Annotated in this window: 17 protein-coding genes and 1 tRNA gene; 7 read left to right on the forward strand and 11 right to left on the reverse strand. The window is 65.6% G+C overall.

Annotated features, from left to right (window positions below; genetic code table 11):
• Positions 1–51 precede the first annotated feature (51 nt).
• The 6 genes from O3932_RS01935 to O3932_RS01960 form a co-directional block, all read right to left on the reverse strand.
• Positions 52–1,671: a lysine--tRNA ligase gene (locus O3932_RS01935; protein ID WP_034505221.1), complete on the reverse strand. Its 1,620-nt coding sequence runs from the start codon at positions 1,669–1,671 to the stop codon at positions 52–54.
• A 355-nt stretch (positions 1,672–2,026) separates the two neighbouring features.
• Positions 2,027–2,461, reverse strand: a complete 435-nt coding sequence (gene panD, locus O3932_RS01940) for an aspartate 1-decarboxylase (RefSeq protein ID WP_009648537.1) — start codon at positions 2,459–2,461, stop codon at positions 2,027–2,029.
• Entirely contained in the window at positions 2,458–3,402 is a 945-nt protein-coding gene (gene panC, locus O3932_RS01945; protein WP_314567386.1) for a pantoate--beta-alanine ligase, read from the reverse strand. Before panC ends, panD begins: the two co-directional genes overlap by 4 nt.
• 115 nt (positions 3,403–3,517) lie before the next feature.
• On the reverse strand, positions 3,518–4,405 hold the full coding sequence (locus O3932_RS01950) for a Rossmann-like and DUF2520 domain-containing protein (protein WP_299238763.1): 888 nt from the start codon (positions 4,403–4,405) through the stop codon (positions 3,518–3,520).
• 25 nt (positions 4,406–4,430) lie between these two features.
• A complete protein-coding gene (locus tag O3932_RS01955; RefSeq protein ID WP_371535819.1) occupies positions 4,431–5,990 on the reverse strand; it encodes a PH domain-containing protein in 1,560 nt (519 codons plus the stop codon).
• Positions 5,987–6,487, reverse strand: a complete 501-nt coding sequence (locus O3932_RS01960) for a PH domain-containing protein (protein ID WP_371535822.1) — start codon at positions 6,485–6,487, stop codon at positions 5,987–5,989. Before O3932_RS01960 ends, O3932_RS01955 begins: the two co-directional genes overlap by 4 nt.
• A 150-nt stretch (positions 6,488–6,637) precedes the next feature.
• Between O3932_RS01960 and O3932_RS01965 the strand changes: the two genes are divergently transcribed.
• From O3932_RS01965 to O3932_RS01980, 4 genes are all read left to right on the forward strand, one after another.
• A complete protein-coding gene (locus O3932_RS01965) occupies positions 6,638–7,342 on the forward strand; it encodes a response regulator transcription factor (protein WP_009648563.1) in 705 nt (234 codons plus the stop codon).
• A 1-nt stretch (position 7,343) separates the two neighbouring features.
• Positions 7,344–8,810, forward strand: coding sequence for a cell wall metabolism sensor histidine kinase WalK (locus O3932_RS01970; protein ID WP_299239529.1), 1,467 nt, complete (start codon positions 7,344–7,346; stop codon positions 8,808–8,810).
• Positions 8,811–8,985: 175 nt separating this feature from the next.
• Positions 8,986–9,948 (forward strand): hypothetical protein, encoded by a 963-nt coding sequence (locus O3932_RS01975; protein ID WP_299239530.1) that lies wholly within the window; start codon positions 8,986–8,988, stop codon positions 9,946–9,948.
• Between the two features lie 214 nt (positions 9,949–10,162).
• The gene (locus tag O3932_RS01980; RefSeq protein ID WP_009648554.1) at positions 10,163–10,450 is read left to right on the forward strand and encodes a WXG100 family type VII secretion target; all 288 of its coding nucleotides are present in this window, start codon (positions 10,163–10,165) and stop codon (positions 10,448–10,450) included.
• A 138-nt stretch (positions 10,451–10,588) separates the two neighbouring features.
• Here the strand turns inward: O3932_RS01980 and groL are convergent, their stop codons facing one another.
• A complete protein-coding gene (gene groL, locus O3932_RS01985) occupies positions 10,589–12,217 on the reverse strand; it encodes a chaperonin GroEL (RefSeq protein WP_009648536.1) in 1,629 nt (542 codons plus the stop codon).
• A gap of 274 nt (positions 12,218–12,491) precedes the next feature.
• Positions 12,492–13,043: a LytR C-terminal domain-containing protein gene (locus O3932_RS01990; protein WP_034505216.1), complete on the reverse strand. Its 552-nt coding sequence runs from the start codon at positions 13,041–13,043 to the stop codon at positions 12,492–12,494.
• Between the two features lie 134 nt (positions 13,044–13,177).
• On the opposite strand from O3932_RS01990, the gene O3932_RS01995 reads away from it, so the two are divergent.
• Positions 13,178–13,879, forward strand: a complete 702-nt coding sequence (locus tag O3932_RS01995; protein WP_296501998.1) for a uracil-DNA glycosylase — start codon at positions 13,178–13,180, stop codon at positions 13,877–13,879.
• A gap of 133 nt (positions 13,880–14,012) precedes the next feature.
• On the opposite strand, the gene O3932_RS02000 is transcribed toward O3932_RS01995, so the two are convergent.
• The 3 genes from O3932_RS02000 to O3932_RS02010 all read right to left on the reverse strand — a co-directional run bounded on the left by O3932_RS02000 (position 14,013) and on the right by O3932_RS02010 (position 17,483).
• Positions 14,013–14,085 (reverse strand) — tRNA-Thr (locus O3932_RS02000).
• A 182-nt stretch (positions 14,086–14,267) separates the two neighbouring features.
• Positions 14,268–15,203 carry a thioredoxin gene (locus tag O3932_RS02005; protein WP_009648949.1) on the reverse strand — a complete coding sequence of 312 codons (936 nt, stop codon included), beginning with the start codon at positions 15,201–15,203 and terminating at the stop codon, positions 14,268–14,270.
• A gap of 60 nt (positions 15,204–15,263) precedes the next feature.
• A complete protein-coding gene (locus tag O3932_RS02010; RefSeq protein ID WP_371535826.1) occupies positions 15,264–17,483 on the reverse strand; it encodes a protein kinase in 2,220 nt (739 codons plus the stop codon).
• 270 nt (positions 17,484–17,753) lie between these two features.
• On the opposite strand from O3932_RS02010, the gene O3932_RS02015 reads away from it, so the two are divergent.
• Both O3932_RS02015 and O3932_RS02020 read left to right on the forward strand, forming a co-directional pair.
• A complete protein-coding gene (locus tag O3932_RS02015; protein WP_296502001.1) occupies positions 17,754–18,884 on the forward strand; it encodes an ABC transporter ATP-binding protein in 1,131 nt (376 codons plus the stop codon).
• A 159-nt stretch (positions 18,885–19,043) separates the two neighbouring features.
• The gene (locus O3932_RS02020; RefSeq protein WP_009648942.1) at positions 19,044–20,306 is read left to right on the forward strand and encodes a DUF4032 domain-containing protein; all 1,263 of its coding nucleotides are present in this window, start codon (positions 19,044–19,046) and stop codon (positions 20,304–20,306) included.
• Positions 20,307–20,338 lie beyond the last annotated feature (32 nt).

Raw genomic sequence — 20,338 nt, forward strand, 5'->3', positions numbered from 1 at the left:
CACGGCCTCGTCCATCGAAGGAACGAGGCCGTGGCCCTTTATCGGCTCAAATCAGCCCAGGCGCTTGACCAGCGGGAACGGAATCGTCTCGCGAATACCCTGGCCGGTCAGGACCATGAGCAGGCGGTCGATGCCCATGCCCATGCCGCCGCACGGCGGGAAGCCCTGCTCCATGGCGATGAGGAAGTCCTCGTCGAGGACCATGGCCTCCGGGTCGCCGTTGGCGGCCGCGAGGGCCTGCGCCTCGAAGCGCTCGCGCTGGACGACCGGGTCGGCCAGCTCAGAGTAGGCGGTACCCGTCTCGAAACCGCGCACGTACAGGTCCCACTTCTCAGTGAGGCCGGGGCGCGAGCGGTGGTAGCGGGTCAGCGGGGAGGTATCCTCCGGGAAGTCATAGACGAAGGTCGGGGCCCACAGCTTAGAGCCGACGAGCTCCTCGAAGATGTCCTCAACGATCTTGCCGGAAACCGCGTAGTCGTCGACCTCCAGGCCAACGCGCTCCGCGTACTTGACGAGAGTCTCGCGCGGCGTCTCCACCGTGATCTCCTCGCCCAGGGCCTCGGAGGTAGAACCGTACAGGTCGATGCGGTCCCACTCGCCCGACAGGTCGTACTCGGTGCCATCGGCCAGGCGCACGATTTCCTCACCCTCGGACAGGTCGAAGGCGTCGCGGGCAGCCTGCTGGATGAGGTCGCGCGTCAGGTCGGCCATGCCGTTGTAGTCCGAGTAGGCCTCATAGGCCTCCAGCGCCGTGAACTCAGGGCTGTGCGAGGAGTCCATGCCCTCGTTACGGAAGTTACGGTTGATTTCGAAGACGCGATCCACGCCGCCGACGACCGCGCGCTTGAGGTAGATCTCCGTCGCGATGCGCAGGTAGAGTTCCGTGTCGAGCGCGTTCATGTGCGTCGTGAAGGGGCGGGCAGCCGCGCCACCGTGGATCATCTGCAGCATCGGCGTCTCAAGCTCGATGTAGTCGCGGCGGAAGAAGTTTTCGCGGAGCGAGCGGTTGACGGCCGCGCGGATGCGGACCATATCGCGTGCGGCGGGTCGCGTGATCAGGTCGAGTTCGCGGCGGCGGATGCGCTGGTCCTCGGACAGCGTGATTTCTTCGCCGTCCTCGGTGGTCCAGGTCTTGGGCAGGGGGCGCAGCGCCTTGGAGGCGATAGCCCACGAGGCGTCGGGGGCGGGCAGGGCGCTCGAGGCGGCCTCGTAGGCGGCCTGAGCCTCGGGGGTAACCTCGGCGGGGGTCGCAAAGATCGACAGCTCGCCGCGGCGCGAGGAGATCACGCGCCCGTGGACGAAGAGGTGATCGCCCAGGTCGACGTCGTTCTTGTAGGCAGCCAGGGACTCGGCACCGACGGAGGCGGCGGAGAGCATAACCTGGATCTTGTTGCCTTCGCCGTCCATGAGGGTCGCGAAGCAGAGCTTGCCGCCGTTGCGAGCAAGGACGACGCGGCCAGCCAGGCCCACGTAGTCCTCGGTCTCTTCACCGGGCTGAAGGTGGGAGTACTGCTCGCGCACCTTCTTGATGGTCGTCGTGATGGGCAGGAGAACAGGGTAGGCGGGGATGCCTGCCTCCATGAGGCGCTCGCGCTTCGCCGCGCGGACCTTGACCTGCTCGGGGGTGTCGTCGGCGGGGGCTTGCGTGGGCATAGAAGAAGAATCGGTCATGCGCCTATCGTAGCGGGTTCTGAGGAGGCGACGAGGCAGTGGCCCGGTTGTGCAGGTCACGCAGGCGCGCGAGCGTCGGGGGTGCGTCCGCAAAGGGGCTTGCTTGCTACACCGCTGTAACCAGTACATTGGCGCGGGTCAGATGCTACTGGCGCACGTTGTGGCCGCCATTCAGCGCACGTTGTGGCTGCCGTCTGCGGGCAGCAACACGCATCCGGATAGGTAACGAACATCCGGATAGGTTACTAACCTATCCGGATGCGTATAACCTATCCGCGTGCCCGCAACCTATCCGCGTGCGCGCAGCCTCAGCTAGCGTCCGCTCAGGCGTGTGGGCGCTAGCACTGCGTTCCGGTTACACGCCGGAACTCTTCAGGCCCAGCGCGCGGGCGCGCTCGGAGTCTTCGGGGACGGTGCCCGCGTGGTCACCGGCGCTGACGATCCGGTTGGCCTCGTCGACGAAGACAACGGAGGGCTTGACCTGGCGCACGAGGGACTCGGGTACCTGGGCGTAGGCCATGATGATGACGAGGTCGCCGACGTTTACCTTGTGGGCGGCCGCACCGTTGAGCTGGATGGTGCCAGAGCCACGCCATCCGGCAATCGTGTAGGTGGACAGGCGTTCGCCGTTGTTGACGTTGACGATGTCAACCTTCTGGCCGGGTACGATGTTCGCGGCGTCCAGCAGATCCTCGTCCACGGTGATTGAGCCGACATAGTGCAGGTCGGCACCGGTGACAACGGCGCGATGGATCTTGCCGATCGCCATCTCGCGGGTCATTTCCATCATGCGAGGTCCCCCGCGTGGGTGGAGCAGGAACAGGGGGCGGCGTGCAGCGCCACCTCCATGTTGTCGATGAGGCGGGTCGTGCCGACCTTGGCGGCGATGAGGAGGCGTCCCTGCCGCGTGCCGTCGGCTGCCACGGTGGGTGCGCCTGCTCCTTCGCCGACGGGCACGGACTCGGTACCGGCGAGGATCTCAAAGGTCCCGGCGTCGACGAGCGCGATGTAGTCCACGTCAATGCCGCCCTCGGCCTCGATGACCGCGCGGCACTGCTCCACGATGGCCGCAGGCTCAGCACCGGCCTCGGCGACCTCAACGCCGCGGCGCAGCGAGCGGGACAGCGCACGGGCGCGGGCACGCTCGTCGTCGCTGAGGTACTGGTTGCGGCTGGACAGGGCCACGCCGTCCTCGGCGCGCACGATCGGCACGGCGTGGACGCGCACGGGAATGTCAAGCTGGGTGAAGACGGTGCGCAGGACGGCCAGCTGCTGGGCGTCCTTCTGCCCGTAGAGGGCCACGTCAGGGCGTACGAGATTGACGACCTTAGAGCACACGAGGGCGACGCCCGCGAAGTGCGTGGGACGCGTCTTGCCTTCGAGGACGCGCGCGATGGGACCCGGGTCGATGGTGACGGTCACGGGGGTCGGGTACACGTCCTGCGGCGCGGGTGCCCATACGAGGTCCGCGCCGACCGTCTCGAGGGCGTCCATGTCCGCCTCCAGGGTGCGCGGGTAGGCGTCGAAGTCCTCGCCGGGCGCGAATTGCGTCGGGTTCACGAAGATCGTGACGATCACGTGATCGGCCAGCTCGCGGGCTTCGCGCACGAGCTGCAGGTGTCCGTTGTGCAGGGCACCCATGGTCATGACGAGTGCCTTCGTGCCGGGCATCTTCGTCAGTGCCTCGGCCAGTTGGGCGCGTGTGTGTGTCAGGATGGGACGGTGGGTCATATTTCTATTCTTGCAAATACTGACCTGCCGACGCGAAATAGAGTCGCTATCCTCACGCCTGTGTTATGGACGAGGCCTGGGCTGGGTCGCGCGGGATCGTTCCCACAGGGGGAGGTTACGCGCCGGGGTCGAGGAGGGCCGCCTCGACGGCTGTTGCGGCGCGTTCGTCGAGGAGCCGGACGTCGCGCAGGAGGCGCGTGAGGGCGCGGGTCATGTCCGCGTAGGTGTCGCGTTCCCCCGCGAGTTCCTCGCGAGAGGCGAGGCAGCAGGCGTGGGCGGCGATGGTACCGGCGTCGCCGCGGGCGGCGGGTCCGGAGATGCCGGTGACGCCCTCGGTGAGGGCGCGGTCGAGGGCGGCCTCGAGGAGGGGCCGCACGTACAGGGCAGGGTTATCGATGCCAGCCGCGGCGAGGATGCGCGTCGTCTGCACGGTGATGCCGGCGATGAAGTTGGCACCGTGGGCGAGGCCCGCGTGGTAGAGGGGGCGGTCCTCTTCGGCGACAATGACGGGTTCGCCGCCCATTTCGACGACGAGGGCCTGGGCGATGGGCAGGAAGGGGGCGGCAGCCGTGACCGCGAAGGGGGTGCCGACCAGGCGCGCCACGTCGACGCTGGTCCCCGTGAAGGTCATCGCCGGGTGGATGGCCAGGGGGATCGCTCCGGCGGCCGAAGCCGGGGCCAGCAGGCCGACGCCCGAGGCGCCGGATAGGTGGATGACGATGTGCCCGGTCTGCCACGCGCCGAGGTCGGCGAGTCCGGAGACGAGGGGACCGATCTGGTCGTCGGGGACGGCCAGGATGACGACTTCGGAGCGCCGCACAACCTCCTCGGGGGAGGCGAGCGGCACTCCGGGCAACATCGCGTCGGCCCGCTCGCGCGAGGCGTCCGAGGACGCGGAGACGGCGACGATCTGATGTCCGACGGCGCGCAGAGCGGAGCCAATGACGGGGCCGACGTGGCCCATGCCGATGATGCCGATGCCGAGGCGTCCGGGGGTACTCATGGTCATATTGTCGCCGATCCGCGTCCTACTTGTCGCTCGCGTCGCCTGTGGTTGCCTCGACGACCTCGGTGACGCGGGAGAGCCAGCGCTCGCTTTTCTCGGCTTCGCGTCGGACCTTCGAGGCGGCGGACAGGTCGGCCCACAGCTGTAGGGCGCGCTCGACGTCGACGTGCTCAGCCATGGAGGCGACCGGACCGGGGACGAGTTCGGCTCGGACGGAGGCCACGCCGCGCCAGCGCTGGACCGGCCCCTGGCGCACGGACACGGACTGGATGCGCGTGAGCGGGATGATCGAGAAGCGCAGGTTGAAGAACCCATCGCGGATCGCGAACACCGCGTCGGTCAGGCCGAAGGCGCGGCGGTTGTACTCCAGGGGGTCCAGGATGCGCGCGCTGCGCGGGATCGGGGTCATCCAACGGTCTTCGCGCATTCCGGCGCGCAGGGATTCGATGAAGCCCGTCGCGTCATCGACCCCCAGGTCGGGGATAGCAATAGCGATCGCCTGAAGGACCTCGGTGCGGCTGCCGACGGGCAGCAGCACGTCGGAGGCTACGTCGACCTGCATGCCTTTGTTTTTCTCATCCTTGGTGTGGGCGGCGTTACCTGCCTGCGTGATCTCCACGCGGTACCAGTCGAAGATCCGCCAGATCAGGGGCTGGGTCACTTCGATGGCATGGATACGCCCCGGGGGAATCGTCACCTGGCGTTGGGCCGTCAGGCCTCGGCTGATGTGCACGCCGTCGGCCGCAATGGACGCCGCGAAACCGAACTCGCGGTCGAAGCGCGCCCAGACGCCTGCCAGGAGACTGAGTGCACCCGCGAGAATACCGAAGAAGCTCATGAGCGAGGTCACGCCCACGACTCCGACCAGGAAGCCGTTCAAGCCGAGCAGGAAGACACCGAAGAACAGCGCCACGGCGTTGTCGACGGTCGCCAGCATGGAAGCCAGAAGCTTGAGGCCACCGACCGTGAAGACGCGGCGCTCGGAGGCCTCGAGCGGGGATGTGCCGGAGCGGCGACCCACGGTCGAGGCCACGGCATCGGCGCTGGGATCCACGGCCTCGTCAATCGCGCCCGAGGCCAGGGCGAGCAGGAGGGCACGCAGCTCCTCGAGGCGGCGGCTCGTGAGCAGGCCGAGCTTGATGCTCGAGTCCTGGCCGCCAGCGACCTCGATGTCGAGGTACCCCAGGCCCACGATGCGGCCGAGGAGCGAATAGGAGACGTTCACCGTCTGGATGCGCGACACTCGCGCGTGGCGCTGGGTGCGCATGAGGATACCCGCGCGGTACCACACAGCCGTCGAGGTCACCGCGTAGCGCGCCATTCTCCAGGCCAGATAGCTGTAGAGGCCAGAGACAGCCAGGATCACCACAGCGATAACGGCGAGTCCGAGGAAAACGATCCCACTCTCGATGCCCGTCGGTGTCTCACCCGACAGCCACGCCGCGAGCGCCGACGCGTTCGCCAGGGTCACTGCACCGATAATGCCCGTCACTGATCCAAGAACGCGGGGCAGGTAGGTCAGCGGGTGAAGCGGCTTCCATTCCTCGGGGGCGACCCCGTCAGCGGACAGATCCTTGCTCATAGGCCCATCAGCTCTGCGGAACCGCGCTCGGCCAGGACATCACGCAGGCCCACCGCATCGGCGACGGAAACGCCGCTGAGAGTCGCATCGGTCTTGGCGCTGGCAGTCGAGAGCTTGATCGTGGCGATGCCCATGAAGCGCAGGACGGGACCCTGGTGGATGTCGACGTACTGGATGCGGCCATAGGGGACCATCGTGAGCGAGCGGTTAATGACGCCGCGGCGGATCACGAAGTCGGTCTCAGCCAGGGCGTAGCGCAGGGCACGCACCTGGGCGGGGATCAGCCACAGGCACAGCAGGGCGATGACCGCGGGGACGACCATGAGCCACCACAGTGCGGGAATATCAACGATCAGGACGAGCGCTGAGATCGCACCGCACAGGGCACCGCACAGGGCGAAGGCGTTGCCCAGGCGCAGGGCAGCGAGTGTGGGGGATACGTGCTGGAATTCAACACCTGCGGGAGACAGGATATCCACTGTGTGACGGGATGACATGCTTCAATTCTTGCACGATTCATCCGCACTCTTCCTTGTTACACATACCATTACCGCGATAAAATTTGTGACCAAGCAAACAATTAGCGGCCCACCCCTCTCCCACCCAACTATCAGGAAACATTCAGCATCGTGCAGGACACTAAACCCATGACCACCACCGGAACAGAGGCAAAACTGCTCGTCGTTGACGACGAACCCAACATCCGCGACCTCCTCGCCTCCTCCCTGCGCTTCGCAGGCTTCGACGTCGTCACCGCCGAAGACGGCAGCGGCGCATTCCACGAAGCCCAGGCCTCGCGCCCCGACCTCATCGTCCTCGACGTCATGCTCCCCGACATGGACGGCTTCACCGTCACCCGCCGCCTGCGCGACGCCGGCATCACGACCCCCGTCCTTTTCCTCACCGCCCGCGACGACATGCGCGACAAGATCCAGGGCCTGACGGTCGGCGGCGACGACTACGTCACCAAGCCCTTCGGCCTCGAAGAGGTCGTCGCCCGCATCCGCGCCATCCTGCGCCGCACCATGGGTGCCGAGGAGGACGACGCCTTCCTGCGCGTCGGTGACCTCGTTATTGACGAGGACGCCCACGAGGTGACACGCGCCGGAGTCCAGATCGACCTGTCCCCCACCGAGTTCAAGCTCCTGCGCTACCTCGTTATCAACGCCGGGCGCGTCGTGTCCAAGATGCAGATCCTCGACCACGTGTGGGAATACGACTGGGACGGCGAGGTCGCCATCGTCGAGTCCTACATCTCCTACCTGCGACGCAAGCTCGCCGTCGAGGGCGCCTCCGGCGAACTCATCCACACCAAGCGGGGCGTCGGCTACATCCTGCGCGCCGAGGAGTAACGTGCACCCCAGTCTGGCTCAACGTGTCGAGGCCTGGTGGGACACCAAACCCCTCGCCTCACAGCTCGTTACACTCATCACGTTCCTGCTTGCCGTCGGACTCTCGCTGTCCGGCACCGTCATGATTGGCCTCTTGCAACGCCACCTGACCTCGCAGATCGACGACCAGCTCATCGCGACCGCGCACACGATCCAGATCTCCGCCTCATCAGCCACCTTCGCCGCCGACGGCCAGGGTGCCATCCCCACTCTCTACTACGTCCATATTCACGACGTGGATGGCCAGGATCGCTACCTCTACTCGGAGGACACACTCAAGGCGTCGGGCACACCCATCCTGCCCGAGCTGATCGATACGTCCTCCGCGCCCATCTCCTCCTTCCGCACGCTGCCCGTCACAGTCCCCTCCTCAAAGACCGGACTCGGCTGGCGCGCACTCGTCGTCCCCGTCTACGACCAAGACACCGGATTATTCTCCGGATACATGACGATCGCCCTCCCCCTGTCCGACGTCCAGCACACCCTGCGCACCACGGCCTCGTACTTCACCGTCGCCGGCCTCATTATCGTCATCATCGGCGGCTGGGCGGGGCACGTCCTCGTACGACGCGCGCTCCTGCCACTGCGCTCCATCGAATCCACCGCCGGCAAGATCGCCGCCGGCGACCTCACCAAGCGCCTCACCCCCCACCCGCCCACGACCGAAGTCGGCTCCCTGTCTCTCTCACTCAACTCTATGCTCACCCAAGTCGAGCAATCCTTCGAGGCGCGTCAGGCCTCGGAACGAAAGATCAAACGCTTCGTCTCCGACGCCTCCCACGAGCTGCGCACCCCCCTGGCAGCGATCTCCGGATACTGCGAGCTGTACTCAATGGGCGGCGTGCCCGCCGAACGCATCGACGAAGTCATGGGCCGCATCGGCTCGGAGTCTGCCCGCATGGCCACCCTGGTCGAAGACCTCCTCACTCTCGCCAGGCTCGACGAGGGACGCCCACTCGACATTGCCGACATTGATCTGGTCAAGCTAGCTGACAACGCGGTCTTCGACCTGCAGGCCCTCGACCCCACGCGCACCGTCGGACTCACCGGCATCAACGGTCGCACTCCCCCGATGACCCTGATCGTTCCCGCCGACCGCGACCGCATCTCCCAAGTCTTCACCAACCTCATCGGGAACATCGTGCGCTACACGCCGGACGGTTCACCCGTCGAAATCGCGCTCGGCCGCAGCGGCGACACCGCCATCGTGGAACTGCGCGACCACGGCCCCGGCATCGACGAAACCGACCGCGGACGCGTCTTCGAACGCTTCTACCGGGCTGACTCCTCGCGCAACCGGCGCTCGGGCGGATCCGGCCTGGGACTGGCCATCGTCTCCGGAATCCTAGCCGCCCACCGAGGAAACGCCTCCCTGACGAAAACCAAAGGCGGGGGCCTCACCGTCCGCATCGAACTGCCGATGGCGTGAACGACATAACGATGAGCGGAGCGACAGCTACTTTTCCCCTCAATCTCTACCGTTCACCAGCTGACAGTTTCGAAAGAACCGCACGAATTGTGCTCGGTTCCTTACTCGCGAACGTGACCGCGAGGAAAAAGCGCACTAGCATGGCTCGGGTATTCCTCAACTAGGAGAGTGGCCCATGGGTGCACAAGCACCTCAGTGGCTGCTGACGTCGTTCGTCGACGCCATGCAGCAAATCGGCGCGACTGCTGCCGTAACAGACCTTGAACATGAGGGCGCAGACCTCATGCAGCGTTGGAACGCACCCAATCGTCAGCTGCACAATCTGCGTCGGCTCATGAACACGCTGACCCATATCGACGAAATCGCTTCCTCCGCGCACGACCCTGACATCCTGCGCGTCGCAGCGTGGTACCACGGTGCCTTCCTCAACAAGGCCCTTGAGATCAAGCTCGGCGGCTTTCAGGCGAACTTCGCCGCGACCCGCTGTATCGAGCACGCGCATAGTCGCCTCACCAGCCTCGGCGTCTCTGACGAGGTCGTGGCACGCGTCGACGAACTCATCGCCTTCGTGACGCGCCACCGCGCCCCGCGGATGGATTTCGACGCGCAGGTCCTCGTGGATGCAGACCTGGCGGGCCTGTCCTGTAGCCCGCAGGAGTATAAGAAGATCCGCACTGCGCTGCGTGCCGAACTCGTCGAGCTGGACGACCTGCAATTCATCAAGGCCCGTATCGCCCTGCTCAAGAAGCTGCTCAGCTACGAGACCATCTACCAGTCCCCCCTCGGCTCCGCATGGGAGGACACCGCCCGCGCGAACCTCGAGGTCGAGCTGACGCGTCTCGAGCGCGATAAGGCGCAGCTGTGCGAGGCCGCCCAGGCCGACGACACCGACGATCCGGATGACTCGGATGACACGGACGAGACCCAGGAGGGGGCGGTCACCTCGACCGGCACGCTCATCATCAAGCGCCGTTCCATCAAGAAGCGCATTCCGGTCCACTCCGCCGACAATGAAGTGACGTCGACCGGCGTGTTGCCGCGCAAAATCGAGGAGCCACTGTACTCGGGCGAAGACGTGGAGACTACGTCCTCCCTTGAATCAGCCGTGGAGTCCCTGGATCTCCCCAACGCCGACTGAGTTCGTTTCACGCGCGTTTCACGGCCCGGCGTACCCTGCGGTGCGCCGGGCGTCGTGTATCCACAGGGACACACCCACATCTCGATTATCCACAGGGATGCGTCGCCTCATCCCGCTATCCACAGGCCCACAATTCCGCCTCGACTCCCCTACCAGCCTGCGCCTAGCGTTGAGCGCGACGGACCCACCCGGGGTCCCACGAAGGAGTGACATCATGACCGCTTACGCCGTTGACGCCGAGGAAATTTCGACAGCATCCGCTCAGGCCTGCGCAACCGCAGCCACGATCCGCACCGAAGTCGACACCCTCATGACACAGCTGCTAGGCCTCCAGGATTCCTGGACTGGCGGCGCGCAGATCAACTTCGAGACGACCATCAGCCAGTGGGAGGCCATTCAGACGCAGACGCACGACACCCTCGACCAGATCTCGTCGCAGTTGCAGGATGCGGCTACCACCTACTCGGACGCAGAGACCCACTCGATGGGATTGTTCGTGTAGCAGCACGCTTGAACCCGCGCGCCGGTCCGACCGCCCCCATGCGTCGGCCTCACCAGCCGATGAGAATCCGCAGATGCGTCGGGGGCGGGACCCCTCACAGGTCCCGCCCCCAGGCGTATCAGCTCAGCGCTACGCGGCTCAGTACATGCCGCCCATGCCGGCGCCCGCGTCGTCGCCACCGGCGGCCGGGGGCTCCGGCTTGTCGGCAACGACGGCCTCGGTCGTCAGGAACATGCCCGCGATCGACGCGGCGTTCTGCAGCGCGGAACGGGTGACCTTGACCGGGTCGGAGATACCGGCGGCCATCAGGTCGGTGTACTCGCCGGTCGCAGCGTTCAGGCCGTGGCCGGGCTCCATGTTGGCAACGCGGTCGGCGACCACGCCACCCTCGACACCCGCGTTCTCAGCGATCTGCTTGAGCGGAGCGGAGACGGCCAGGCGCACAATGTTCACGCCGGTCGCCTCGTCGCCGGTGAGAGCATCGAGCTTGGGCAGCGCCACGGCGGCAGCCTGGATCAGGGCGACGCCGCCGCCGGCGACCAGGCCCTCTTCGGAAGCCGCGCGAGCGTTACGAACGGCGTCCTCGATGCGGTGCTTGCGCTCCTTGAGCTCGACCTCGGTGGCCGCGCCGGACTTGATGACGGCGACGCCGCCAGCGAGCTTGGCGAGGCGCTCCTGCAGCTTCTCGCGGTCGTAGTCGGAGTCGGTGTTCTCGATCTCCTGGCGGATCTGGCGCACGCGGGCGTCCAGCATGTCCTTGTCGCCAGCACCCTCGACGATGGTGGTCTCGTCCTTGGAGACGACGATCTTGCGGGCGCGGCCCAGCAGCTCGAGGTCAGCGTTCTCGAGGGAGAGGCCGACGGTCTCGGAGATGACCTGGCCGCCCGTCAGGATGGCCATGTCCTGCAGCATCGCCTTGCGGCGCTCGCCGAAACCGGGGGCCTTGACGGCCACGGACTTGAAGGTGCCGCGGATCTTGTTGACGACCAGCGTAGCGAGGGCTTCGCCCTCGACATCCTCGGCGATGATCGCCAGGGGCTTGCCGGTCTGCATAACCTTCTCCAGGACGGGGACGATGTCCTTAACGTTGGAGATCTTGGAGTCCATGAGGAGGACGTAGGCGTCCTCGAGGACGGCTTCCTGGCGCTCCTGGTCGGTCACGAAGTAGGCCGACAGGTAGCCCTTGTCGAAGCGCATGCCCTCGGTGGTCTCCAGGGTAGTGTCGAAGGAGTTGGTCTCCTCGACGGTGACAACGCCCTCGGCACCGACCTTTTCGAAGGCCTCGGCAATAAGCTTGCCGATGGCGGGGTCGTTGGCGGAGATGGAAGCCGTGGCGGCGATCTGCTCGGTGGTCTCGACGGGCTTGGCGTCGGCGTGCAGCTGGGCGACGATGGCCTCGACGGCCTGGTCGATGCCACGCTTGAGGGCGATCGGGTTGGAGCCGGCGGCAACGTTACGCAGGCCCTCGTGGACCAGCGCCTGTGCCAGAACGGTCGCGGTGGTCGTGCCGTCACCCGCGACGTCGTCGGTCTTCTTGGCAACTTCCTTCACCAGCTCGGCGCCGATGCGCTCGAACGGATCGTCCAGGTCGATTTCCTTGGCGACGGAAACGCCATCCTTGGTGATCGTGGGGGCGCCCCACTTCTTGTCGAGCACGACGTTGCGGCCCTTGGGACCAAGCGTCACCTTGACGGTGTCGGCCAGCAGGTTGAGGCCGCTCTCCATGCCACGACGGGCATCTTCATCAAACTTGATGATCTTGCTCATTGAAAATGTGTCCTTCCGCGATGCGGATCGGGTTCGATGCCCGCGACGGACGACCGCCCTTGTGAGACGACCTCATCGAACCGATGCTCTTATCACTCTCCATGTCGGAGTGCTAACTAAGATTCTGGCACTCACCACCCCAGAGTGCAAGGCGAGGTCACTGAGCTTGAGTCGTATGCGCTCAGGGCGTAACGCACCCACGTGGCCTCGATAGACGCTCATCGCCCGTCCCCCACACGGGAGACGGGCGACTCAGATGCGATAGAGCGAACAATCAGCGCAGGACGATCACCACGTCAGGATTGCCGAGTCCGCTCTGCTGACGAACGGTGTCAATGCCCAGCTTGGACGCAATATCCTTCGCGGTGGCCTCCATTTTCGGGTCCTCATAGAAGACGGTAGACGTCGTATTCGTCCAATTGGCATCCGCGTTGGCAGCGGAGGTACCGGCGTAGCCCGCATCGTTGAGGATGGTCACCTTCTGGGCAGCGAAGCCCTGTGTTTCGGTGCCATTGAGAACCGAAATCACGGCACCATGATCCGGTTCAGCGGAGGCAGCGGAGGACGAGGGACTCGACGAGGGGGTGGGTTCGACTGAAGGAGCGGCACTCGGCGCTGCAGCGCCCGGTGACGCCCCCCGGGTGGCGGGCGCTTGGGCACTGCTCGACGTTGCCGGGACGGGCTGCACGCTGACATTTGTGGTCTGCCCGCGGTACAGGGCGGTCGCTGCCACCCAGCCGAGCGCGGGAACGATCACGAGAATGGCCAGAAACGGCCACACGTTCTTCCACTTCGACGGCTTGGGGCGGTGCATGCCGACGGGCATGTCTTCGCCAGCGCGGTCAAATTCATCCCTTGGGTACTGAGAACTCACGTCTTCAGACTATCGGAAAAGCGCTGGGCTGGCTCGTGTGGCACGCGGGAAGTGTGTGGCACCATGTGCAGCATTAGTCTAGTGCTATGAATGATTACAATCCGCGCCCCTTGGCTGAGTTGATCGATCCGGGCTGGGCCCGCGCACTGGCTCCGGTGGAGGAACGCGTCCACGAATTGGGCACCATGCTAGCGAAAGACGTCGAGGAAGGCCACGGCTATCTGCCCGCCGGGACGGACGTGCTACGCGCGTTCACGTACCCCTTCGATGAGGTGAAGGTCTTGATCGTGGGGCAGGACCCATACCCGACACCGGGTCACGCGATGGGATTGTCGTTTTCCGTGCGCCCGGGGGTGGCACTGCCCAAGTCGCTCATTAATATTTTCCGCGAACTCGGGGATGACATCGGTTGCCCGGCCCCGACCTCGGGCGATTTGACGGCGTGGAGCGAGCAGGGTGTGTGTCTGCTCAATCGAGTGCTGACGGTCCGTCCGGGTGCGCCCGCCTCACATCGTGGGCGCGGCTGGGAGGAGGTCACGCAGTGTGCGATTGACGCGCTAGTGGCTCGCCGACGCCCGGACGGCTCACGCGCTCCGCTCGTGGCGATCTTGTGGGGCAAGGATGCGCAGTCGCTGGCGCCTCGGCTCGGCGAGACGCCGATTATCGCGTCCCCGCACCCTTCCCCATTGTCGGCGTATCGCGGTTTCTTCGGGTCGCGGCCGTTTTCGCGTGCGAACGCACTGTTGGATGAGCAGGGGGCGCGCGGCGTCGACTGGTCGCTCGGCTGAGCGCGGCGGATGGCTGATGAACGAGGCCGTGGCCGGTTCCGCGGGGCACTTCCGGGGGCTTGCCCCGGCCTCGCGCATCTGTGATGGGGCCTGAGGGGCGCGCGGCGTCAGTGCCGCACTGTGGACTCCTCGGAGCCGGCTATCGGACTCGAACCGATGACCTGCTGTTTACAAGACAGCTGCTCTACCAACTGAGCTAAGCCGGCGGCGCACACTAGTGTGCCACAGGTTGGGGTAAGCGCGCACGGGCGAGCGTCATTCGTACCCGACACGTGACGCGTGACAGTGACGAACTCGCGCACCCGCGACCACTGCGTGGGATAGCGACTCCAGATACGACGGTGGGGTGGGTCCGATGCCTCGGACCCACCCCACCTCAGTGCGAGACTCAGTCGGAACTGGTCGTCGTCTCGGCGCTCTGCGTCGCCTCCTCGCCACTCCGGGAAGGCACGGCGGCCTCGGACTGGGGCAGATCACTGGGTGCCTGCGTGGCGGAGTCGGCGAAACCGAAGAGTTCCTTGAGCGACTCACGCGTGCTTTCGATGGTCTTCCCCAGGGTCACAACGCTCGAGTGATCCTTGACGAACTCGGGGGTGCCGAGCTGGTTGGGCTGACGACCGCTGTACTGTGCGTCCTTCCATGCATTCGAGGAGGCTTCGAGGTAGGACTCAACGGCGTTGACCGGGAAGGTCGCGACCACGTCAGAAGGAACGCCAACCTCGGTCGCGATCTGCTTGACCTGCTTCCACGAGGGGTCAAGGTTCTGCACGACCGTGCCGTTGCCGGCCTGGAACTGGGTACGGAAGTAGGCCAGGAGTGCGTGGTGGAATTCGATCCACTTGTCGGGTGCCTTCTGGGCGACGACGAGCGAGGCACCCGTGGCGGGCTTGAGGTAGTTCATATTCACTGTGATGACGGGCTGAAGCTCGAGGTTGTAGTGCCCCTCGGACGCCCAGGTCGTCAGATCTTCACCCAGGGCAGCATCGACGTCAGCACAGGCATGGCATGAGTAGTCGAAGTACTCCGTGAGCGTCGGCAGGTTGGGATCCGGCTCGGCGGACACACCGTTCCCGTTGACAACAATGGGTCGCCCGTCGGCGTATACGCCGAGAACATCGGAGGGTTCGACGTTGCGTGCGGCGCTAACTTCGCTCTGCTGCTGCCAAATCACACCGCCAACGGCGGCAATGATGGCCAGCACGATGAGGCCAACAGCAGAGATAACGATGATGCGGGTGCGACGCTCAGCGCGCTGCTGCGCGAGCCGCATCTCGGAGGCTTTGGCGCGCAGGGGATCGACGCTGCGCTGCTGCTTCTGAGCCATGAAGATACCTTCCAAACTTAGTTGAATATTGCAATATTATCGAGTAAGGCTGACCCGCGCCTAGTTAGACGCACCACCCGTCCCAATGAGCCAGGAGATCAGCAGGAAGCCAACGCAACCGATTGACAACAGGGCGCGCCCCCAGATCGGACGAATGCTAGAACGCACTGTTTTGGCGAGTCCAACGCGCAGGTCGGCAGCGAAAGGTACGAGCCACGCGGTCACGAGCATCGACGCACCAAGCGCCCAGACGATGATGACTCCTGCAGGATCGCTCAGCCAGAAGTTACTACGCGACAGACGTAGAGACGTCGCGACCTCCGTGGGCCACCCCCACTGCACAGATCCGTCGTGCGCGAAGGAGAGAACGATCCACACCAGGTAGGGAAGGACAGCTCCGACCGCGAGCGCAAGGAGTGTCGTACCGAGTGAGCGGGCAAGAAGGATCGGAGCCATGGCGATGGCGGCGGCATCGTCGCTGGCGCGGGGGCCGTACTGCTCGCGCCGACGCTCTAGCCACCTGTCCATGGCACCGACAAGCCCCCAGGCGGTCAGTGCGACACCGACGATGAGCGTACCGCTGAGGCCGAAGATGAGAGGGAGCGCGGCAAGCGTGAGCAGCAGGACACCGCCGGAGACCCAAGCACTGCCTGAAGCAGACGAGGCATCGGTCCGATTCGGGTACTGCTGCCCGCGAGCCTGCCACGCTGGCGGCTGTCCCGCGTTGCTGGCGCGGACCCGCATGCCTGCGCGTGGATCGCCCGTCGGGGCCGCCAGGCCGGGTTGCGGAGCGCCCATGGGGACGGGTCTGCCCGACGGTGCCGTTTCCGCGGAACCGTAAGCGCCGCGCGGGTAGCCGTAGGCGTTCTGGGCACCGGCGAACGGGGCCTGAGAAGCACTGTATCCGCCCTGCTGCCCGGGGTAGCCACCCTGGCCGTAGGGCCGCACCGAGCCGGTCGAGTCCGCGGGTTCGGCACCAGTCCAGCTCTGATCCTCGTCGTCAGCTTCGTCCCACTCCTCGTCGCCCTGGTCGCCCTCGTCGGAACCCTCCCATTCCTGGTCGCCCTCGCCGGATTCCTCCCACTCCTGGTCGCCCTCGCCGGATTCCTCCCACTCCTGGTCGCCCTCGTCGGACTCTTCCCAGGACTCGTCGCCAGACTCATCCCAGTCCTCGTCGCTACCCTCCGAGGCCTCATCGTCCCAGGTCTCTTCCTCGGCATCCTCGTCCCACTCGTCGTCTCCCCAGGAGACCGATTCGGTATCGACCTGTTCGGTATGGTCATTGGCGGCCGTGAATTCTGAGGGGTCGCGACGCGGGTGGACGGGGTAGGTGACGGGGCGCGCACCGGCCGCGTCGGGGCGCGATGTGATCTCGTCCCATTCCGGGGGTGCTGCGATTTCCTGCGGGTCGGAGTTGACCATCTGGGTACGTTCGCCAGTGTCGAGCAGCTGTGCCCAGTTCACGGTGACGTAGTCGAGTTCGCCGGGTGCCCAGCCAACCGCGCTCATGAGGTGCGCGACGATCAGCGACGGCGAGGGGCGCACGTCGGGATTGGGCGACAGGCCGCCACCGAGCGCATCGGAGACCATCGGGTGCAGACCTGCCAGGTCGGGTTCGCCCTCGATGACGCGCATCATGGTCGCCATGACGTCGCCTTTACCGAAGGGGGCACGCCCAGTCGCGCAGGACAGCAGGGTGGCGCACCAGGCCCACCAGTCGGACTCCTTTGTGGCGGGCTTGCCGCGCAGGAGCTCGGGTGCCGTATAGCCGGCAGAACCCGAGACGAGGCCGGTGCGTGTCAGGTGCTGATCGTCGACCGCCATGGCGATGCCGAAGTCGAGGAGGACGGGACCGCGCGACGAACAGATAATGTTCGAGGGCTTGATGTCTCGGTGAATGATGTTGGCGTGGTGGACGGCAGCGATCGTCGACGCGAGGTGATAGGACAGCGCGGCGACGCCGCGCAGCGGGATCGGGCCGGAGGAGAGGATCTCCGCCAGAGTTGGACCCTCGACATACTCGGAGACCACGAAAGGCTGGCTCGCGTCAATCTCCGCATCGATGATGTGCGCGACGAAGGGGGAACGTACGGAATTTACGGTACGCACCTCGCGCTCGAGGCGGGCCCGAGATTCCTCCGACGTCGCAAGCGCGGGGTGCATGACCTTCAGGGCGACACGCGTGCCACCCCCATCTTCAGCAAGCCACACAGTGCCCGCGCCACCCGTACCGAGCCGGCGAATCAGGCGGTAGCCTCCCAGTTCGTTTCCTTCATCCACGCTCCCAGCCTACCGGTCTCATCCCGCATCTGCGTCCACCGGCGGAGGAAACCACGACCTCGGACACAGAAACGAGGCGGCCCCCACACCCGAGTCGAGGCCAGGGAATCCACCTGATGGCCGGAACTATACAGAAACGCGCAGACATGGTACGTTCAATCTTGGTCGCGCGCGGAACGATCCGCGTTCGTACCCCGTGGGCGAAGACGCTCCACGGTCGCCCCACAACGGATCGTCCGGCACGTACCTGCCGGTGGGAAGGAATTGAACATGGCAAGCGTAACCTTCGATCACGCGTCCCGCGTGTACCCCGGTGCCGATAAGCCTGCTGTCGACCAGCTGTGCCTCGACATTGCGGACGGTGAGTTCCTCGTCCTCGTCGGCCCCTCCGGCTGCGGTAAGTCCACCTCCCTGCGCATGCTCGCAGGCCTGGAGGACGTCAACGGCGGCCGCATCCTCATCGGCGACAAGGACGTCACGGACGTTCCCCCGAAGAACCGCGACATCGCGATGGTCTTCCAGAACTACGCGCTCTACCCGCACATGTCCGTGCGCGAAAACATGGGCTTCGCCCTGAAGATTGCAGGCGTGTCCAAGGAGGAGATCAACAAGCGCGTTGAAGAGGCCGCGAAGATCCTCGACCTGGAGCCCTACCTGGACCGCAAGCCCAAGGCTCTGTCCGGTGGCCAGCGTCAGCGCGTCGCCATGGGCCGCGCGATCGTTCGTAAGCCCCAGGTGTTCCTCATGGACGAGCCGCTGTCGAACCTGGACGCGAAGCTGCGTGTGCAGACCCGTACGCAGATCGCCTCCCTGCAGCGTGAGCTCGGCGTCACCACCGTGTACGTCACCCACGACCAGACCGAGGCCCTGACGATGGGCGACCGCATCGCGGTCCTCGCCGGCGGCCTCCTCCAGCAGGTCGGTACCCCGCAGGAAATGTACGAGCGTCCCGCCAACGAGTTCGTTGCCGGCTTCATCGGCTCCCCCGCCATGAACCTGGGTACCTTCACGGTGGACGGCGAGTGGGCGAAGATCGGACCGGCGCGCGTGCCCCTGTCGGAGGCCACCCGCGCGGCACTGACCCCCGAGGACGGCGGAAAGATCAAGATCGGCTTCCGCCCCGAGGGCCTGGACGTCGTCGACGAGAGCGTCGAGGGCACCATCCCCGTCGAGGTTGACTTCGTTGAGGAACTCGGCTCCGACGCCTACGTCTACGGCCACCTGGTCGGCGACGAGCGTGGTGAGGGTCTGGGTTCCGGCGCCGAGGGCACCAACAAGCAGCTGATCGTGCGCGTTCCCCCGCGTACCGCCCCCGGTCGCGGCGGCGTCCTGTACGTGCGCATCCGCGAAGGCCAGCAGCACAACTTCTCGGCTGCCACGGGCGTTCGTCTGCCCGAGTGACGCGCAAGCCCGCGCTGCCCTGCTGACTTGCCCCGGCCTCGTCTGTTCATCTCCCGGACGAGGCCGGGGCACGTTCGTACGTACGTGTTCTACACCGCGAAGTGATGGCCGCTGAGCTGCGAGTTAGTCATGACGGTCAGGAAATGAGACAATAGGTATATGGCTCTGGACATTACGGCTGCCGCGGTCGACCCCGCGCTCCTCGACCTCCCCTGGGATATTCCACTGGAGGAGTGGCCGTCGTCCCTGCTCGCAGCGCTCCCCCGCGGCATTTCCCGCCACATCGTGCGGTTCGTGAACCTGTCCGGCCGCGTCCTGGCGGTCAAGGAGATCGGTGAGACGGTCGCACACCACGAGTACGACATCCTGCGCGACCTCTCGCGCTTGGACGCACCCTCCGTCGACCCGGTCGCGGTCATCACGGGACGGGTGGGGCGCGACGGCGAGGAACTCAACGCGGTCCTGATCACCGAGCACCTGCAGTTCTCGCTCCCCTACCGCGCCCTGTTCTCCCTGTCGATGCGCGAGGACACGGCGACCCGCCTCATCGACGCCCTCGCCCTGCTGCTCGTGCGCCTGCACCTCATCGGCTTCTACTGGGGCGACGTCTCCCTGTCGAACACACTCTTCCGTCGCGACGCGGGAGAGTTCGCCGCCTACCTGGTGGACGCCGAAACAGGCGAGCTGCACCCCAAGCTGACCCCCGGCCAGCGCGAATACGACGTGGACCTGGCGCGTACGAACATCATCGGCGAACTTATGGACCTTCAGGCTGGCGGCTATTTCACCATGGACGCCGACCCGATTGACGTCGGCGACCGCATCCGCACCCAGTACGACCTGCTGTGGAACGAGGTCACCGCCGAAGAGTACTTGCCCAATGACCAGCGCCAGTATCTGGTCAGTGAGCGTATCCGTCGCCTCAACGAGCTGGGTTTTGACGTCGCCGAGCTGCACATGGCGTCGGATGATGCGGGCGAGCACCTGGTCATTCAACCGAAGGTGGTCGACGCCGGCCATCACAACCGTAAGTTCATGCGCCTGACCGGCATGGATGTCGGCGAGCACCAGGCGCGTCGACTCCTCGGTGACATTGATGCATGGCGTGCCACACACGATATGCAGGACGTGCCCCTCGAACAGGCTGCGCACGAGTGGCTCACCGACGTTTTTGCGCCCGTCGTGCGCGCAATTCCCCGAGAATTGGCCGGCAAGCTCGAACCCGCCCAGCTCTACCACGAGTACCTGGAGCACCGCTGGTACATGGCCCAGCAGGTCGGCCACGATGTGTCGCGTGACGAGGCTCTGGCCTCGTACGTGCATAACATTTTGCCGTCCAAGCGAGACGAGGCCGTCCTCATCGAACCCGGGCCCGGCCGTTCCTCCATGTTTAGTGCGGCGACGCACCCCGACCTCTGGTGACGGGGTAGCCCCGCACCGATCACCCTAGGAGC

The organism is Pauljensenia sp. 20925_1_25 (genome assembly GCF_041433955.1).
GTDB lineage: Bacteria > Actinomycetota > Actinomycetes > Actinomycetales > Actinomycetaceae > Pauljensenia.

Bases quoted from the DNA above. Each gene is read 5' to 3' on its own strand.
- O3932_RS01935 (WP_034505221.1), bottom strand. From the start codon at position 1,671: ATGACCGATTCTTCTTCTATGCCCACGCAAGCCCCCGCCGACGACACC.
- panD (WP_009648537.1), bottom strand. From the start codon at position 2,461: ATGATGGAAATGACCCGCGAGATGGCGATCGGCAAGATCCATCGCGCC.
- panC (WP_314567386.1), bottom strand. From the start codon at position 3,402: ATGACCCACCGTCCCATCCTGACACACACACGCGCCCAACTGGCCGAG.
- O3932_RS01950 (WP_299238763.1), bottom strand. From the start codon at position 4,405: ATGAGTACCCCCGGACGCCTCGGCATCGGCATCATCGGCATGGGCCAC.
- O3932_RS01955 (WP_371535819.1), bottom strand. From the start codon at position 5,990: ATGAGCAAGGATCTGTCCGCTGACGGGGTCGCCCCCGAGGAATGGAAG.
- O3932_RS01960 (WP_371535822.1), bottom strand. From the start codon at position 6,487: ATGTCATCCCGTCACACAGTGGATATCCTGTCTCCCGCAGGTGTTGAA.
- O3932_RS01965 (WP_009648563.1), top strand. From the start codon at position 6,638: ATGACCACCACCGGAACAGAGGCAAAACTGCTCGTCGTTGACGACGAA.
- O3932_RS01975 (WP_299239530.1), top strand. From the start codon at position 8,986: ATGGGTGCACAAGCACCTCAGTGGCTGCTGACGTCGTTCGTCGACGCC.
- O3932_RS01980 (WP_009648554.1), top strand. From the start codon at position 10,163: ATGACCGCTTACGCCGTTGACGCCGAGGAAATTTCGACAGCATCCGCT.
- groL (WP_009648536.1), bottom strand. From the start codon at position 12,217: ATGAGCAAGATCATCAAGTTTGATGAAGATGCCCGTCGTGGCATGGAG.
- O3932_RS01990 (WP_034505216.1), bottom strand. From the start codon at position 13,043: ATGCCCGTCGGCATGCACCGCCCCAAGCCGTCGAAGTGGAAGAACGTG.
- O3932_RS01995 (WP_296501998.1), top strand. From the start codon at position 13,178: ATGAATGATTACAATCCGCGCCCCTTGGCTGAGTTGATCGATCCGGGC.
- O3932_RS02005 (WP_009648949.1), bottom strand. From the start codon at position 15,203: ATGGCTCAGAAGCAGCAGCGCAGCGTCGATCCCCTGCGCGCCAAAGCC.
- O3932_RS02015 (WP_296502001.1), top strand. From the start codon at position 17,754: ATGGCAAGCGTAACCTTCGATCACGCGTCCCGCGTGTACCCCGGTGCC.
- O3932_RS02020 (WP_009648942.1), top strand. From the start codon at position 19,044: ATGGCTCTGGACATTACGGCTGCCGCGGTCGACCCCGCGCTCCTCGAC.